Origin of the sequence: Caballeronia sp. GAFFF1, from assembly GCF_023630705.1 — a bacterium.
GTDB lineage: Bacteria > Pseudomonadota > Gammaproteobacteria > Burkholderiales > Burkholderiaceae > Caballeronia.
In genome coordinates this window covers 466,202-480,670 of sequence record NZ_JALQEM010000041.1, presented here as the reverse complement: position 1 = coordinate 480,670, position 14,469 = coordinate 466,202, and the positions used below count along the sequence as shown (strand labels likewise).

The 14,469-nt window shown below is 67.2% G+C and carries 19 protein-coding genes; 7 read left to right on the top strand and 12 right to left on the bottom strand.

Features of this window, described 5'->3' with window-relative positions; genetic code table 11:
- The coding region (locus tag NCR37_RS27580; RefSeq protein ID WP_250475991.1) for a manganese catalase family protein at positions 1 to 131 on the bottom strand (131 nt) is incomplete at its 3' end.
- A gap of 284 nt (positions 132 to 415) precedes the next feature.
- The gene (locus tag NCR37_RS27575) at positions 416 to 922 is read right to left on the bottom strand and encodes a ferritin-like domain-containing protein (protein WP_250475972.1); all 507 of its coding nucleotides are present in this window, start codon (positions 920 to 922) and stop codon (positions 416 to 418) included.
- A gap of 148 nt (positions 923 to 1,070) precedes the next feature.
- On the opposite strand from NCR37_RS27575, the gene NCR37_RS27570 reads away from it, so the two are divergent.
- Entirely contained in the window at positions 1,071 to 1,238 is a 168-nt protein-coding gene (locus NCR37_RS27570) for a zinc ribbon-containing protein (protein WP_244140183.1), read from the top strand.
- A 26-nt stretch (positions 1,239 to 1,264) separates the two neighbouring features.
- The gene (locus NCR37_RS27565; RefSeq protein WP_250475971.1) at positions 1,265 to 1,729 is read left to right on the top strand and encodes a hypothetical protein; all 465 of its coding nucleotides are present in this window, start codon (positions 1,265 to 1,267) and stop codon (positions 1,727 to 1,729) included.
- On the opposite strand, the gene glpD is transcribed toward NCR37_RS27565, so the two are convergent.
- Entirely contained in the window at positions 1,669 to 3,216 is a 1,548-nt protein-coding gene (glpD, locus tag NCR37_RS27560) for a glycerol-3-phosphate dehydrogenase (protein ID WP_250475970.1), read from the bottom strand. The two genes, NCR37_RS27565 and glpD, sit on opposite strands and share 61 nt — an antisense overlap.
- A 179-nt stretch (positions 3,217 to 3,395) precedes the next feature.
- Here glpD and NCR37_RS27555 point away from each other — a divergent pair, with 179 nt between their 5' ends.
- Complete coding sequence (locus tag NCR37_RS27555) at positions 3,396 to 3,809, top strand: NUDIX domain-containing protein (protein ID WP_250475969.1); 414 nt, start codon at positions 3,396 to 3,398, stop codon at positions 3,807 to 3,809.
- Positions 3,810 to 3,833: 24 nt separating this feature from the next.
- Here NCR37_RS27555 and NCR37_RS27550 read toward each other — a convergent pair whose 3' ends face one another.
- Genes NCR37_RS27550 through NCR37_RS27535 form a run of 4 tightly spaced genes read right to left on the bottom strand, consistent with a single transcriptional unit; the run spans position 3,834 to position 7,548 of the window.
- A complete protein-coding gene (locus NCR37_RS27550) occupies positions 3,834 to 4,631 on the bottom strand; it encodes an ABC transporter substrate-binding protein (protein WP_250475968.1) in 798 nt (265 codons plus the stop codon).
- Between the two features lie 37 nt (positions 4,632 to 4,668).
- A complete protein-coding gene (locus NCR37_RS27545; protein WP_250475967.1) occupies positions 4,669 to 6,117 on the bottom strand; it encodes an FAD/NAD(P)-dependent oxidoreductase in 1,449 nt (482 codons plus the stop codon).
- A complete protein-coding gene (locus tag NCR37_RS27540; protein WP_250475966.1) occupies positions 6,114 to 6,407 on the bottom strand; it encodes a (2Fe-2S)-binding protein in 294 nt (97 codons plus the stop codon). Before NCR37_RS27540 ends, NCR37_RS27545 begins: the two co-directional genes overlap by 4 nt.
- Positions 6,400 to 7,548, bottom strand: a complete 1,149-nt coding sequence (locus NCR37_RS27535; RefSeq protein ID WP_250475965.1) for an NAD(P)/FAD-dependent oxidoreductase — start codon at positions 7,546 to 7,548, stop codon at positions 6,400 to 6,402. Before NCR37_RS27535 ends, NCR37_RS27540 begins: the two co-directional genes overlap by 8 nt.
- 100 nt (positions 7,549 to 7,648) lie before the next feature.
- Here NCR37_RS27535 and NCR37_RS27530 point away from each other — a divergent pair, with 100 nt between their 5' ends.
- The 4 genes from NCR37_RS27530 to NCR37_RS27515 all read left to right on the top strand — a co-directional run bounded on the left by NCR37_RS27530 (position 7,649) and on the right by NCR37_RS27515 (position 12,074).
- The gene (locus tag NCR37_RS27530) at positions 7,649 to 8,554 is read left to right on the top strand and encodes a LysR substrate-binding domain-containing protein (protein ID WP_250475964.1); all 906 of its coding nucleotides are present in this window, start codon (positions 7,649 to 7,651) and stop codon (positions 8,552 to 8,554) included.
- A 74-nt stretch (positions 8,555 to 8,628) separates the two neighbouring features.
- Entirely contained in the window at positions 8,629 to 9,654 is a 1,026-nt protein-coding gene (locus NCR37_RS27525) for an SDR family oxidoreductase (RefSeq protein ID WP_250475963.1), read from the top strand.
- A 136-nt stretch (positions 9,655 to 9,790) separates the two neighbouring features.
- Positions 9,791 to 10,822 (top strand): L-dopachrome tautomerase-related protein, encoded by a 1,032-nt coding sequence (locus NCR37_RS27520; protein ID WP_250475990.1) that lies wholly within the window; start codon positions 9,791 to 9,793, stop codon positions 10,820 to 10,822.
- 544 nt (positions 10,823 to 11,366) lie between these two features.
- Entirely contained in the window at positions 11,367 to 12,074 is a 708-nt protein-coding gene (locus NCR37_RS27515) for an MgtC/SapB family protein (RefSeq protein ID WP_250475962.1), read from the top strand.
- A 25-nt stretch (positions 12,075 to 12,099) separates the two neighbouring features.
- On the opposite strand, the gene NCR37_RS27510 is transcribed toward NCR37_RS27515, so the two are convergent.
- The 5 genes from NCR37_RS27510 to NCR37_RS27490 form a co-directional block, all read right to left on the bottom strand.
- Positions 12,100 to 12,399, bottom strand: coding sequence for a DUF6723 family protein (locus NCR37_RS27510; protein WP_250475961.1), 300 nt, complete (start codon positions 12,397 to 12,399; stop codon positions 12,100 to 12,102).
- Between the two features lie 101 nt (positions 12,400 to 12,500).
- Positions 12,501 to 12,962 (bottom strand): DUF3597 domain-containing protein, encoded by a 462-nt coding sequence (locus NCR37_RS27505; RefSeq protein ID WP_250475960.1) that lies wholly within the window; start codon positions 12,960 to 12,962, stop codon positions 12,501 to 12,503.
- A gap of 71 nt (positions 12,963 to 13,033) precedes the next feature.
- Positions 13,034 to 13,249 (bottom strand): DUF2795 domain-containing protein, encoded by a 216-nt coding sequence (locus NCR37_RS27500; RefSeq protein ID WP_250475959.1) that lies wholly within the window; start codon positions 13,247 to 13,249, stop codon positions 13,034 to 13,036.
- Between the two features lie 55 nt (positions 13,250 to 13,304).
- Positions 13,305 to 13,544, bottom strand: a complete 240-nt coding sequence (locus NCR37_RS27495; RefSeq protein ID WP_250475958.1) for a hypothetical protein — start codon at positions 13,542 to 13,544, stop codon at positions 13,305 to 13,307.
- Between the two features lie 36 nt (positions 13,545 to 13,580).
- Entirely contained in the window at positions 13,581 to 14,399 is an 819-nt protein-coding gene (locus NCR37_RS27490) for an OBAP family protein (RefSeq protein WP_250475957.1), read from the bottom strand.
- Positions 14,400 to 14,469 lie beyond the last annotated feature (70 nt).

The following is a 14,469-nucleotide window of genomic DNA, read 5'->3' as shown; positions in this document are numbered from 1 at the left end:
GTGAAGTAGCGCATGGCGGCGGCAAGCTCGCCTTGCGGGCCGCCGAACTGCTCGAGGAGCAGATTGGCGAGGCCGGGATTCGGGGCTGCCACGCGGACGGTATATTGCAGGCGTTTGTTATGTACGAACATATCAACGGCTCCTGGTTATGGACGAGCGGCGCTTGCGGCGCAAGCGGCACCCGAACGAGGTTTCAAGAGGCTTCTACTCGCAGCGACAGTGAGGGCGTCATGACGTCACTTGCAGTCGTGCTGCTGCGAGCCTCAGCGCAGGACATTCGCGCTGGCGTGATGCGGCGCAGAATGCCGCGGTATCGAATGGAACCTGCCCGTCGCATGCTCGGACATACGAACGGGCGGGCGTTTTCCTTTCAGCAACGGACGTGCCACCGAGCGGCGGCTCCGGCGCGCATGACTTATTTCTTCGCCTCCTGGCCGGTGGCGGAACGCTCCAGATACTGCGTCGAGATGGACGGAATGTGTTCGAGCAGCCACTGCGCCATGGCCTGCTCCTGCGGAAGAATGCGCTCGCAAGCCGCCTTGGTCTGCGCGTCGCCGCAACGCTCGGCTGCCGCAATCAACGACGTGTACGACGCGATCTCCAGATTCTCGAACACATAGCTCATGATCGCGCCCTTCACCACTTCATCGGTTTGCGTCATGCCGCCAGCGGCCTGCCCGAACGCCATCATCTTCGCGGTCAGGTCCTTCATGATGGAAGTCGAGCCGCCGAGGCGCTCGATACATTCCTGCACGATCTTCTGCTGACCAAGCGTTTCTTCCAGATGCTGATCGATACGGGCCTTCAGCTGCGGATAGTTTTCGAGCCGGCCGGATTGCGCGCGCAGCATCTGTTCGGCTTGCTGCTCCATGGCGTGTGCGTCGCGTAGCCAGTCCAACAAATGTTCAGCGGGTTCGGTCATCACGTGCTCCTTGTCGAGAGAAACGCGCTTCACCGCGCGTAACCGTTGACGCGCAATCGCTGTGCCGCGCGTCGCGAAGCGCGCTTGCCGCGCCCGGAATAACGCTTGCTGCGGATGCAGAAACAATGGAGTCCGAAGCGGAGCCGAGATGTCAGCTCATTCAGGCGAAAAGGCCGAGAAAACCGGCGATTTCCGCTGCGCCAAGTGCCATCACTCGACGCATGTCACGAAAGGCCACACCATTCCGAAGTGCCCGAAGTGCGGCAACGACACGTACTCGACGCGCGTTCGCGAGCCGGGTAACAAGAGCAGCTAGACAAGTTTCGAACGGAGGCGAAGCGCATGAATTCCACATCCGATAGCGCACTGATGCGCGCGCTCGCGTCGGGCGGCGTGGCGGGACTGACGTCGGCTGCGATCGCGGCGGCGCTGGCGGCGAAGTCGGGGCATCGTCCCTATGCGGTGATGAACGCGGTCACGCATTGTCTGTGGCCCGATTCCGCTCCGCGCGAGGAACGTCTCAGCGCAAGATACACGGCAACGGGCGCGGGCATACACCTGGGCAGTGCAGTCTTTTGGGGCGTGCTGTTCGAGACGCTCTGCGGCCGCCGTCCGTCGCCCGCGAAGATCGCAGCTTCGGCGGTCACGACGAGCGCCGTCGCGTATGTCGTCGACTACCATGTCGTGCCCAAGCGCCTGACGCCGGGCTACGAAGCGCATCTGTCGAATCAGGGGCTCGCGCTCACCTACGTCGCGCTCGGCGCGGGCTTCGCGCTCGCGGGACTGTTGCGCCGCGCATCGCGCTGATTGCGATTGCGCGCCGCGAGCCACGCGTTCAGGCGCTCGACGTCGGCCGGGCTCGCGCGCATGCCGAGCTTCGTGCGGCGCCAGAGAATGTCGTCAGCCGATTGCGCCCACTCGTGAGCGACGAGATACGCGGCTTCGGCCTCATAGAGTGCCGGCGCGAGCATCGCTCCCATGCCGGAAATCGTGTCGATGCCATCGAGCAGGGCGTCGGCGCGCGTGCCGTATGCGCGCGCGTAGCGTTCGGCCAGTTCCGCCGACAGAAAGCGGTGCCGCTCGCGAAACGCTCGCAGAAAGCGCGCAAAGTCCGCATTCGGCATGTCGCCGCCGGGAAGCGGCGCGGCGTGCGTCCAGGCAGGCGCTGTCAGCGAAAGCGGCGCGGCGAGCCGCTCGACCGCTTCTTCCGCGAGCCGGCGATAGGTCGTGATCTTGCCGCCCAAAACGGTGACGAGCGGCGCGCCGCGCGCATCCAGTTCGAGCCGATAGTCGCGCGTGGCCGAAGCCGCGTCGTCGGCGCCGTCGGCCAGCAACGGCCGCACGCCTGCATACGACCAGACGACGTCCGCGCGCGTCACCGGCTGGCGGAAATAGCGGTTCACGGCGGCGCACAGATACTCGATCTCGTCATCCGCGATGCGCACGTCCGCGAGCGGGCCTTGATAGTCGACGTCCGTCGTGCCGATCAGCGTGTAATCGCGTTGCCACGGAATCGCAAACACGATGCGCCGGTCGTCGTTCTGGAGGATGTACGCGTGATCGTGATCGAACAGCTTGCGCGTGACGATGTGACTGCCCTTCACGAGCCGCATCGGGCGCGCGGTCGAATCGCCGGCGGCAAGCGCGCCGACCCACGGACCCGCCGCGTTGACGATGGCGCGCGCCGCGACTTCGCGCCGATGACCGGACGCATCGCTCAGTTCGACGCGCCATTCGCGCTCGCCCCGCGATGCGCCGACGAAGCGCGTCCGCGTCGCGATCTGCGCGCCGCGTTCGCGCGCGTCCAGCGCGTTGAGGACGACGAGCCGCGCGTCGTCGACGGCGGCATCGGAATAAATGAAGCCGCGCGTGATCGAATCGACGAGCGGCGCGCCCGCGAAATGCGCCCGCAAATCGACGCCGCGTGAGCCTTCGAGCACCGCGCGGCGGCTCAAGTGGTCATACAGAAAGAGGCCCGCGCGAATCATCCATGCGGGGCGCAGCGCGGGAACGTGCGGCATTACGAAGCGCAGCGGCGCGATCAGATGCGGCGCGATGGAGAGCAGAACCTCGCGTTCCTTGAGCGCCTTCCTGACGAGGCCGAACTCGCGGTATTCCAGATAGCGCAGGCCGCCGTGAATGAGCTTGGTGCTCGCGGACGACGTGTGCTGCGCGAGGTCGTCCTGTTCCACGAGCATCACGCGCGCGCCGCGCCCGGCCAGATCCCGCGCGATGCCCGCGCCGTTGATGCCGCCGCCCACTACGAGAACATCCCACTGCGAAGGCTCGACCATGCTGTCTCCGTATGATGCAGCTAGTTTAGTCCGAGCCGGCGCGCGGCCGATGATTTGCGGCCCGTTCAGTCAGACGCAGCGCGTCGCGGCATGGTTATGGCTAACGGATTGTGCAACGAGATCCGCGCGGCGCCAATGCGCTGCCGCGCGCTGCTGAAGAGCCGGAACGTCCGACGACGATGAAAGAGAGAGCGACCATCATCTGCACGCGCGACATGAAGATTCTGCTCGTCGCGCGCAAGCGTTCCCGCTGGGCGTTGCCGGGCGGCACGATCTGGCGCAAGGAGTCGCCGGAAGAGGCGGCGCGGCGCGAGCTGGAGGAAGAAACCGGACTGGTCGTCGGCGAACTGCGGTACCTGTTTCTGTTCGGCGGCATGAACAAGCATCATCACGTATTCGGCGCGGTCATCGGCGATCTGGCGATTCCGGTGCCGCGCAACGAGATCACGCGCTGCGACTGGTTCAGCGCGAGGCAGGTCGCGACGCTTGCGACCAGCGTTCCCACGCGCGAGATCGTCGCGCTGACGATGCATCGCGCAGGCGGGCCGCGCCGGGCGCACGTCGCGTTCGGGGAAAGCGGTGCGTGGGCGTGAGCGTGCCACGCGCACCGCGCCGGTTCACTTGCCGTACATGTCGAAGTCGAAGTATTTCGCCTCGATCTTGCGATACGACCCGTCGCGCAGCATGCCCGCAATCGCGCCGTTGAGCGCGTCGCGCAGGTCGGCGTCGGACTTGCGCACGCCGGCGGCGTCGCCGTCGCCCATGATCTTCGGGTCATACACCACGTCGCCCGCGAACGCGAAGCCCTTGCCGTGCGGCGTCGCGAGAAATCCCAACTGGCCCTGCACGGCGTCCATCAACACGGCATCGACCCGGCCCGCGACAAGGTCGGCGTACGCCTGATCGTAGCTCGGATACGGCACCACTTCGACGCCCGCGGCCGCCCATTTTTCGCGCGCATACGTTTCCTGCACGGTGCCTTGCTCGACCGCGACGCGCTTGCCCGCGAGCTTCGCGGCTTCGGGAAGCAAGCGCGCATCGGCGCGGGCGATGAGGCGCGTCTGATTGCGGTACAGCCGGTCCGTGAAGTCGATCTGCTCGCGGCGCTTGGCCGTCGCCGCCATCGACGAGAGGATCACGTCGAACTTGCGCGCCTGGAGGCCGGGAATGAGGCCGTCGAAGCTGCTTTGCACCCACACGCATTTCGCCTTCAGACGTTCGCAGAGCGCGTTGCCGAGGTCGATGTCGAAGCCCTGCACCGCGCCGTCCTTCGCGACCGATTCGAACGGCGGATACGTCGGATCGACGCCCATGCGAATCGTGCTCCATTCCTTCGCGGACGCGGAAAGCGAGGCGGCCGCCGTCATCATGGCGAGCGCCGCGGCGGCGAGAATCTTCCTCGAGTGTGGGGTCATCGTGTTGGCTCCGTGTGGTGTGGTTTGGTGTGGTTGACTAGCTGGGGAAGTCGCCGCGCGCGAAGTCGTCGTCGAGCGTGATGGAATCGGCCAGTTGTTCGACCGTGACCGGCTTGATCGGCGCGCGGATGCGGTAATAGCCGACATCGCCGACGCTGCGCTGCTGCACCTCTGCGATCAGTTCGCCCACGGTCGTGCCGCACCAGCGGCCCTGGCACGGCCCCATGCCGCAGCGCGAGAACGCTTTCATCTGATTCGGCCCCTGGCAGCCGAGCGCGGCGATGCGGCGGATCTCGCCCGCGCTCACTTCTTCGCAGCGGCAGACGATCACGTCGTCGTCAGCGGGACGGCGCAGCGCGGCGGGCGGCGTGTAGAGCGCGTCGAGCAGCGGGCGCACCGCGAGATGGCGGCGCAGCACGCGTCGCGCCGGGCGGCTGCGCGCGGCCTGCGTGGCGTCGTCGATGGCATCGAGCCGCCGCGCGATGTCGAGCGCCGCGAGCGCGCCCGCGTGCGCAGCCGCCTTCGCGCCGCCGATGCCCGCGCTGTCGCCGGCGATCCACACGCGGTCGATACTGCTGCGGCCACTTGCATCGGTGCGCGGCCACCAGCATGCGCTCGCGGCGTCCCACTCGTGCTCGCAGCCAAGCGAGCGCGCGAGTTGCGTCGACGGGATCACGCCCTGATGCAACAGCACGAGCGATGTGTCGATGGCATGGCGCGCGCCGCGCGCATCGCGAAACTTCACGCGTTGCGCTTCGGTCTCGCCTTCGATGGACAATTTGCTGACGCCGCGATGCACGTCGATTCCCGCTTTCGCGACCGCGCGCATCATGCGCAGGCCTTTCGCAAGATAGTCGGCGGCACGCAGCGCGGGCAGGGCGTGCGGCAGCGCGCGCCTGAACGCGCCCGCGGGCGCCGTATCGAGAATGGCGCGAACGCTGCGCCCCGCCGCGATCAGCTGCGAAGCGAAGAGCCACAGCAGCGGTCCGCTGCCCGCGAGCACCGCGTCCTGCGAAGGCGCGAGTCCCGCCGATTTCAAAAGCGTCTGGGCCGCGCCGACGCCCATCACGCCCGGCAGCGTCCAGCCGCGCACCGGCCACGGGCGCTCCTGCGCGCCGGTGGCGATCAGCACGGCGCGCGCCTTCAGTTCCAGCGTGCCGCCCGCTTCCGCGCCGCTTGCGCTGCGCGTGAGCATCGCGACGACGCCTTCTTCGAACGCGATCTGCCACACGACGCACCGCGCGAGATGTCGCGCGCCGCTTGCCACGAAACGTTCGACGAGCGCGCGGCCGGCGGCGTAGTCGTCGCCGAGCACGCGCGCGTCGGCGAGCGGCGATTCGGCGACATTGCGATAAATCTGTCCGCCGGGCGCTTCGCCTTCATCGGCGACGACGACGGACAGGCCCGCCGCGCGGGCTTCGATGGCGGCGGCCATGCCGGCCGGCCCCGCGCCGACGATCAGCAGGTCGCAGGATGTCTGCGTCATGCGAGCCTCGCGCTGCCGGCCATCGAGCGCACGCGCATGCCTTCGCGCACGCGCGTCATGCACGCCTGCTGGTTCGGCACGTCGTCGATTTCCACGAGGCAGTCGAAGCACACGCCCATCATGCAGAACGGGCCGCGCGCCGCGCCGGTGACGGGCGTCGCGCGGCAAGCGGCCTGCCCGCTCTCCAGCAGCGCGGCGGCGACGGAGTAATGGCCCGGAACGTGCCGCGCGGCGCCGTCGATATGAATGCGAACAGTCGCGGCAGGGCGAGCGGTGAGAGGTTCAAACATGGTGAGCATCGGTCGAATTCGAAAAGCGCGTGGCGACGAACGGCTGCAAGACGGGCGGCTTCGCGCCGCCCGCGATCCACGGCGCGATGAGGTCGGCGTGCGCGGCGGCGAGCGTGACGCCGCTGTGGCAGATGGCGAGGAACGCGCCGGAATGCGCGCGCGATTCCTCGTAGACCGGCAGGCCGTCGGGCGTCATGATCCGCAGCGCGCCCCACGCTCGCACGATGCGCGCGTGCGCGAGCACCGGAAACGCCGTGCGGGCGCGGCGCGCGATGTCGGCCATGACGGCGCGCGTCTGGCCGTCGTCGAAGCCGGCGTGCTCGGCCGAGTCGCCGAGCAGCACCGAGCCTTCGGGCGTCTGCCGCACGACGAGCGTCGGATAGTCGAGAAACGGCGCGAGGCGCTCGGTCACCATGATCTGTCCGCGCAACGGCGTGATCGGCGCGTGCATGCCGACCATCGGCGCGAGACGCAGATTGTCGAGGCCCGCGGCGAGCACGACGCGCCCCGCGTCCAGCACGCCCGACGCCGCGACGACCTCGAAGCTGCCCGCGCGCGGACGAATCTCGCGCACTTCGTTGCTCGGCAGGTAGACGCCGCCGTGGCGCTGAAACGCCTGCTGCATCGCGCGCAGCGTGTAGAGCGGACTCGCGTGGCCGTCGTTCGGCGAGTAGAGGCCGCCCGCCAGCGCGCTCGATGCCGCCGGAATGCGCTGCTTGAGCGCGTGCCGGTCGAGCACGTGATAGTCGAGCGAGGCGTCCTGCGCGCGCAGCGATTCGAGCAGGCGCTGGCCGGCTTCGAGTTCTTCGACCGTCTCGCATAGCTCGATGCCGCCCGGCCGCTCGAAACCCGTCTCGACGCCCGTTTCGCGGCGCAACTGCGCGGCGAACGCGCCCCAGCGTTCGGACGATTCGCGCGACCACTGCGCGTACGGCAGGCATCGTCCGCCTTTGCCCTGCACCCATACGAGGCCGAAGTTGCCGCGCGCCGCGCGAAACGCGGAATCAGCGCCATCGCAGACGGCCACGCGCTGGCCAACACGCGCGAGCCCGTAGGCGATCGCCATGCCGACGAGTCCGCCGCCGATCACGACGACATCGAAGGCCAGTCGCCCCGTGTTATGGTGCGTCGACTCCTGCATTCGCTGCTTATCCCGCGTCCGTTATGTACGAAACGCAAGCGTGCGGCGCGCAAAAATCGGCGTCAAATGACGAATCTTTCGTCATCTATAATCCAATGTTATGACCGCCACCGACCTCCGCCTGCGCCAGATCGAAGCCTTCCGCGCCGTGATGCTGCGCCACACGGTGACGCGCGCCGCCGCGTCGCTGCATATCTCGCAGCCCGCCGTGAGCCGCCTGATTGCCGATCTCGAAAGCCGCGTCGGATTCGTGCTGTTCGAGCGTCAGCAGGGCAGGCTCGTGCCGACCGCCGAAGCGCGCGTGCTCTTCGAGGAAGTCGAGCGCGCGTTCGTCGGGCTGGACCGCATCACGCAGGCTGCGCAGCAGATTCGCGCGATGCGGCGCGGCTCCCTGCGCGTGGCCGGGTCGCCCGCGGTCGCGCTCGATCTGCTGCCCGCCGTGATCGCGCGCTTCGTCGAGACGCATCCGGGCATCGACGTGACGCTGCTCGCGCACAGCGCGACCACGGTGGTCGACAAAGTGGCGTCTGGACAGTGCGATGTCGGGCTCATCGCGGAGCCGATTCCGCATCACGCCGTGCGCAGCGAGCGTCTTGCCGATGCCGTCATGCGCTGCATCGTGCCGCGCGGACATCGGCTGGCGCGCAAGCCCGCGTTACGCCCCGCCGATCTGCGCGGCGAGCGCTTCATTTCGTTTCCGCTGAGCTTCGATGCGCGAAGCGCGATCGACCGCGTCTTCGTCGATCACGACGTGAGCCGCGATCTCGTCATCGAGGCGCAGCTTTCGCAAGCGATCGTCGCGCTGGTGGCGAACGGCGCAGGCGTCGCGCTGATCGACCCGGTCACCGCCGCGTATGCGCGTCAGCGCGTGGCGGTGAAGCCGTTCGAGCCCGCCGTGCCGGATCATTTCTACATTGTGACGCCCGCTTCGCAGCCGCTCTCCGTCGCATGCGATGCATTCGTCAGCGACATGCGCGAAGCCTTTTCAGCACTCATTGCGGGCTGACGCGCCAACCGTCGGGGCTGCCAAGGAACGCGGGATGCTGCATGCAACCGGATCTCCAACCTTCCGGACATGCCATGCGAATCAAACTCAAGCCTCTCGATCAACAGACGATTGTCCTCACCGGCGCGACGAGCGGAATCGGTCTCGCCACCGCCCGGCGCGCGGCGAAGGCCGGCGCGCGTCTCATGCTCGTGGCGCGCGACGAAACCGCGCTTGCCGTGCTCGCCGACGAACTCACGAGCGAGGGCGCGCCCGCCGTCGCGTACACGGCCGCCGATGTCGCCGACGAAAGTCAGCTTCAGGCCGCCGCCGATGCAGCCATCGACCGCTTCGGCGGCTTCGATACGTGGATCAACAACGCGGGCGTCTCGGTCTATGGCCGCATCGCCGATGTCTCGCTCGAAGACCAGCGCAAGCTCTTCGACACCAACTACTGGGGCGTCGTGAACGGCTCGCGCGTGGCGGTGAAACACTTGCGCGAACGCGGCGGCGCGCTCATCAACCTGGGCAGCGAACTATCCGATGTCGCCGTGCCGCTGCAAGGACCGTATGTCGCCTCGAAGCACGCGGTAAAGGGCTTCACGAACTCGCTGCGCATCGAACTGAAGAACGAGAAGGTGCCGGTGTCCGTGACGCTTATCAAGCCCGCGGGCATCGACACGCTCTTCGTCGAGCACGCGAAGAACTACCTCGACGAAGAGCCGAAGCTGCCGCCGCCGGTCTATGCGCCCGACGTCGTCGCGAAGGCGATTCTTCACGCGGCCGTGCATCCGGAGCGCGATATCTATGTCGGCGGCGCGTCGCGGGCGATGGCGAGCTTCGGCCAGAGCGCGCCGCGTCTCTACGACGCGATCGCGAGCCTGCTGGGCGTAAAGGCGCAATCGAAGGGCGAACCGAAGCAATCCGGCGATGCGCTTTACGAAGGCGGCGGCGATCTGCGCGAGCGCTCGGGCAAGAACGGCCGCGTGCGCGAATTCAGTCTGTACACCGGCGCGCGCCTGCAACCGGCGGGCGCGCGCGCCGCATTGACCGGCGCGGCTGCCGTGCTGCTCGTGATGATGGCGCGGCGCTATGTGCGCCAGACGCGCGACGCCTATTGACCGACGCTGTCCCGATGAGGAGTTGACCATGTACCGACTGAGCCGCTGTGTCGCCGCCGCAAGCCTCGCATGTGCATTCGTCGCGCAATCCGCGCTCGCGCAGGACCCGACGGGCGATGTCGCCGCGAACGCGCGCATGGGTGGCGCGCGATTGCAACTCGTCGCGCGATTCGAGCATCAGGTCACGGGCGTGACCGTCTCGCCGACGGGCCGCACCTTCGTCAATTTCCCGCGCTGGACGGAGGACGCGCCGATCTCGGTGGCAGAACTCGGCGCGAGCGGCGACCTGCGGCCGTTCCCCGATGCCGAGTGGAACGCGTGGCGCAACGCGCGCCGCGACGAGATTTCGCCTCAGGATCACTGGGTGTGCGTGCAGTCGGTCGTGGCGGACAAGCAGGGCAATTTATGGGTGCTGGACCCCGGCGCGCCGGCGCAGTCGCTCGTCGTGCCGGGCGCGCCGAAGCTCGCGCAGATCGATCTCGCGACGAACCAGATCGCGCATGTGTTCCACTTCGATGAGAGCATCGCGCCGCAAGGCAGCTATCTGAACGACGTTCGCCTGAGTCCGGATGGCCGCTTCGTCTACATCACCGACTCCGGGGCGCGTGGCGCGATCGTCGTGATCGACCGGACGACGGGCATCGCGCGGCGGCTCTTGGACGGCGATCCGAGCACGCAGTCGGACAAGACCGTGACCGTGACCGTCGACGGCAAGCCGCTGCGTCAGACCGATGGCCGCGGCGTGAACTTCTCTGCCGACGGCATCGCGCTCACGCCCGACGGCCGCTATCTGTACTGGCAGGCGGTGAAGGGCAAGACGCTGTATCGCATCGCCACCGACGCGCTGCAGAATCCGCAACTGAGCGCGCAGCAGGTGTCGTCGCGCGTTGAGACGGTGGGCATCGACGGTCCGGCGGACGGGCTGCTTTTCGACCGGCGCGGCCGGCTGTATGTGTCGGGCGTCGAGGATCACGCGGTGCGCGTGCGCGAGGGCGACCGGCTCTGGACGCTGCTGCGCGATCCGCAGCTGCGCTGGCCGGACACGTTCACGCAAGGCCCGGACGGCACCGTGTACGTGACCGACTCGCGCATCCCGGACATGAGCTGGTTTAAGCCGGATAACCCGATCGCGCTGCCGACTTCGCTGTATGCGATTCGGCGCAGGTAAGTGAGTGCGGCGGGTTGCGTCGCGCAGCTTTGCGATTCGGCGGCAGGGCGCTCGGCGCGGGCGGCGCGTGGCATGGATCGCCCCATTGGTCGCACTCGGTTCGCGGTCTCGCTCGTGTCGGATGCCTACGGTAGGCCGCGAGTCGCTTCGATAATGCTGCTCGGCGGACGTCGGCTATCGGAGCCGTTCGCGCCGGGCGCTGACGGCCCGAAGCGCCGGCTGGTGCCAGCGGTAGGCGTCGAGTCGCTGTGGTAACGCTGTTCGCCTCACGCGACGATCCGCAACCGGTCTCGCGCACCGCAAACGTCCGCGCGTCCTGTTCGCACGTGCGCTACGGTCCTGGGCGCGGCCGCCGCCCATGCTTCCGTCGGCGCGTCGCGTCGCGTCTAACCGCGTAAGCACGAGCGAGACGCTTACACGCCAGCGAAACGAGTGACCGCGCGAAACGCCCCTGGTTCGACATTTGCTTGACATCCTGCATAGGGCCGCAAAGACCGTGTCGATCAACAAGACCGGCCCAAAACACAAAAAAGGGAGAACGACCATGGGGCTGATGCCGCTCACCCTCGAATGGCGCGACGTCTCCATACGCTTGCTGCTGGCCGCGGTGGCGGGCATCCTGATCGGCTTCGACCGAGGAGAATCCGGCAAGGTCGCGGGCCTGCGGACAACGCTGCTTGTCTGCCTCGCCGCGTGCCTCTCGATGCTCGAAGTCAACGCGCTGCTCGCGCAGTCGGGCAAGACGCCCGAGTCGTTCGTGCAGATGGACGTGATGCGCCTGCCGCTCGGCATCCTGTCGGGCGTCGGGTTCATCGGCGCGGGTGCGATCATGCGCAAGGACGGACTCGTCAAAGGCGTGACGACGGCGGCGACGCTGTGGTTCGTGACGGTGGTCGGCCTGTGCTTCGGCGGCGGGCAACTCGGGCTCGGCGTCGCGGGCGTCGCGCTCGGCATTGTCGTGCTGTGGTTCATGAAGGCAATCGAAGTGCGGATTCCTCGCGAAAATCAGGCACAACTGAAGATCACCTACGAGCCCGGACGCTTCTCGAAGGAAGCGCTCGTCGAATCGATGCGCGCGCGCGGCTGCCGGCTCGCCGCCGTGGCAGGAGCGTCGGGGCAGCCGGGGAATCGCGTCGAGGAGCGCTACGAGGTCCGCTGGTACGGCGCGCCGAATGCGCGCGAATTGCCGCCGTTCGCCGAATGGGCGATGAAGGCGGGCGCGGCGCAGACCGAATGGTCCCTCACGCGATGAAGCGCTACGCGGCGCGCGCCGTCGTTCAGAGTTCTGGCGTCTTGAGGTCCGCGTCGACAATCTGCTTGCCGCGCGTCTGCGCGGCATTCTTCGCGGCATCCTTCGAATCGAACGGACCGAGTTCCTCGGCTCCGTCGAAGGGATAGAGCAGGCGCGCATCCGTCAGCCGCACGACCTTGAGGGTTCCGATGAAGCCGCCGCTCACGTGCGGCCGATACGACGCGTACACCGCGTAGTCGTCTTCGTTGAGGCCGGGCTTGGCCGCATGGTCCTTCTTCCACGGGAACAAGACGAGCTTCGCACGTCGCGAGACCGGTTCTTTCATGGCCGGGATCATTGAGAAAGGAGTCGACGCAGCTGTTAAGCATTCGCTGTGCCGAACTCCGATGACCACGCGGCGCAGTGCGGAACCGGCCGCGAGGAGCGTCAGCTCTTCAGATCGTCCGGAACCTTGCCACCGTTCTCGGCGAGCTTCTTCATCACTTCCTTGTGCAGCCAGATGTTCATGGATGCGGAGTCGTCCGTGTTACCCGTGAAGTGCAGCTCCGATGCGAGTTCCTTGCGCGCCTGAAGGCTGCTGTCGAGGTCGAGCAGTTTCATCAGGTCGACAATGGACGTGCGCCAGTTCAGATTGGCGCCGTGCTGCTGTTGCTTCTGCGAGAGGATGGCTTCGACATCCACTTCAGGCATCGGCGTGACGGGCGGGCGCGCGGGCTCGGCACCCGACGTGGCCGGCGCCGCCGACGTCGCGGTCGGGCTCGCCTGCGCCGCTGCCGTTGCGCTGCCCGCTGCATTGTTCGCGGCAGGCGGTGTCGCGCCGCCCGATGCGGTGGCGGCCGGATGATCGTGCGGGAAGATCTTGTTCAGAATGGTCGAGAAAATGCTCATCAGGTTCTCCTATCGAAAGAATGAAAATGCGCGCCGGCCGCGCTGCCGCGACCGCCGCGATGGAAAGAATTTCAACTCTCCTGACCCACCGCCTTCGATACGGCTGCGGGACTTTCGTATTCCTGATCGGGCAACGCGTCGAGCGCGTTCGTGACCTCCTCGCTCGCGCCGTTGCCGCGAGCGGTGTCGAGGAGCGTCTGCTTGTCGGCGGGATAGTCGATGCCTTTCAGCGCCTTCTGCATGTCGATGAACATGCTGTTCGATCCGCCGGACTGGTTGTTCGCCATTGCATTTCTCCTGTGAAGTGTGTTTGCAGCCGCGACTGACGCCGCAGCCGCCTGACTACTGGCTCGCGCCTGCGGGCGCGTCGCTCGCGGCGGTCGCGGGGAAGCTCGCCGCGGCCGGCGCCGATGCCATCGGCGCGGAACCCATCGACGCGGGTGCGGCCGCCGACGTATCGCTTGCCGCGCCGCCGCCCGCTCCGCTGCCCGCGTCGCCGCCGCGCTTGCAGCCCGCCGTGAGCGACAGTGCGATGAGCACCGCGGCGAGCGTTGCAACCCGGGTTGTGCTGTTCCTGACCATGCTTTCGTCCTCCGTGCTTCGTGCTTCGTTATGGAATCACGACGACCCGCTCACGTCCCTGAACGGGACTTCGACGAGCGTCGTCTGCACCGACGTGCCGCTTTCCCACGCGTTCGCGCCCTCCGCGATGTCCGGCACGGGAATGCCGTAGCGTCTGCGCTTGCGGTCTTCGGACGAGACGCCGAGACGCGCGTCGCGTTCCGCAACCATCGCCTCGTTCACCTGACCGTCCTGCGTGAAGCCCATCATCAGTTGCGGCGGGCCGTACGGAAATTCATCGCGATCGATCTGCCACGTATGAAACGTCTTGCCGTAAGTCGACACGAGGTCCTGAAAATAGGCGCGCTCTGCGAGTTCCGGAATGCCGGGCGCAATCAGAGTGCCGGACTTCACTTCGTAGTGATGGCTGTGCCACAGGCGTTTTTCTTCCGCCGGCAACTGCCGGAACCGCTCCTCCGAAATGATGTATTCGATGCCGATGAGACGCGCGTCCGGCCGGTTCGAATCGAAAATCACGCATTGATGCAGGTCATGCCGAAGATGAATGCAGAAGTGATGCGCCTCGACCTGCCGGCCCATGTCGTCCGCATACATGTGAAAGCCGTTCAGCCACGTACTCATGGCCTGAAGCGGATACTTCGGCTGCATGACGCCCGATGCGAGATCGAGCAGGCGATGCTTGGCAGAATGGCCTTCACCCACGCGCGCGATGGCATTCGCGCGGCGTCCGATCAGAACGCCTGCCGCCGCCGCGAGACCGGCCACGACGCCCGCCGCGAGCGGCATGAAGGCGTCCCGTCCGCCCGGTGCGCTTGATCCGCTCAATTCGTTCGACAGTTCACGCCGGTTGCGCATCGATGCCTCCGTTCGCTTGCATTGCTCCTCGGGTGAACGAAGCAATCACCGTTCCGGCGCGATGCGTCGC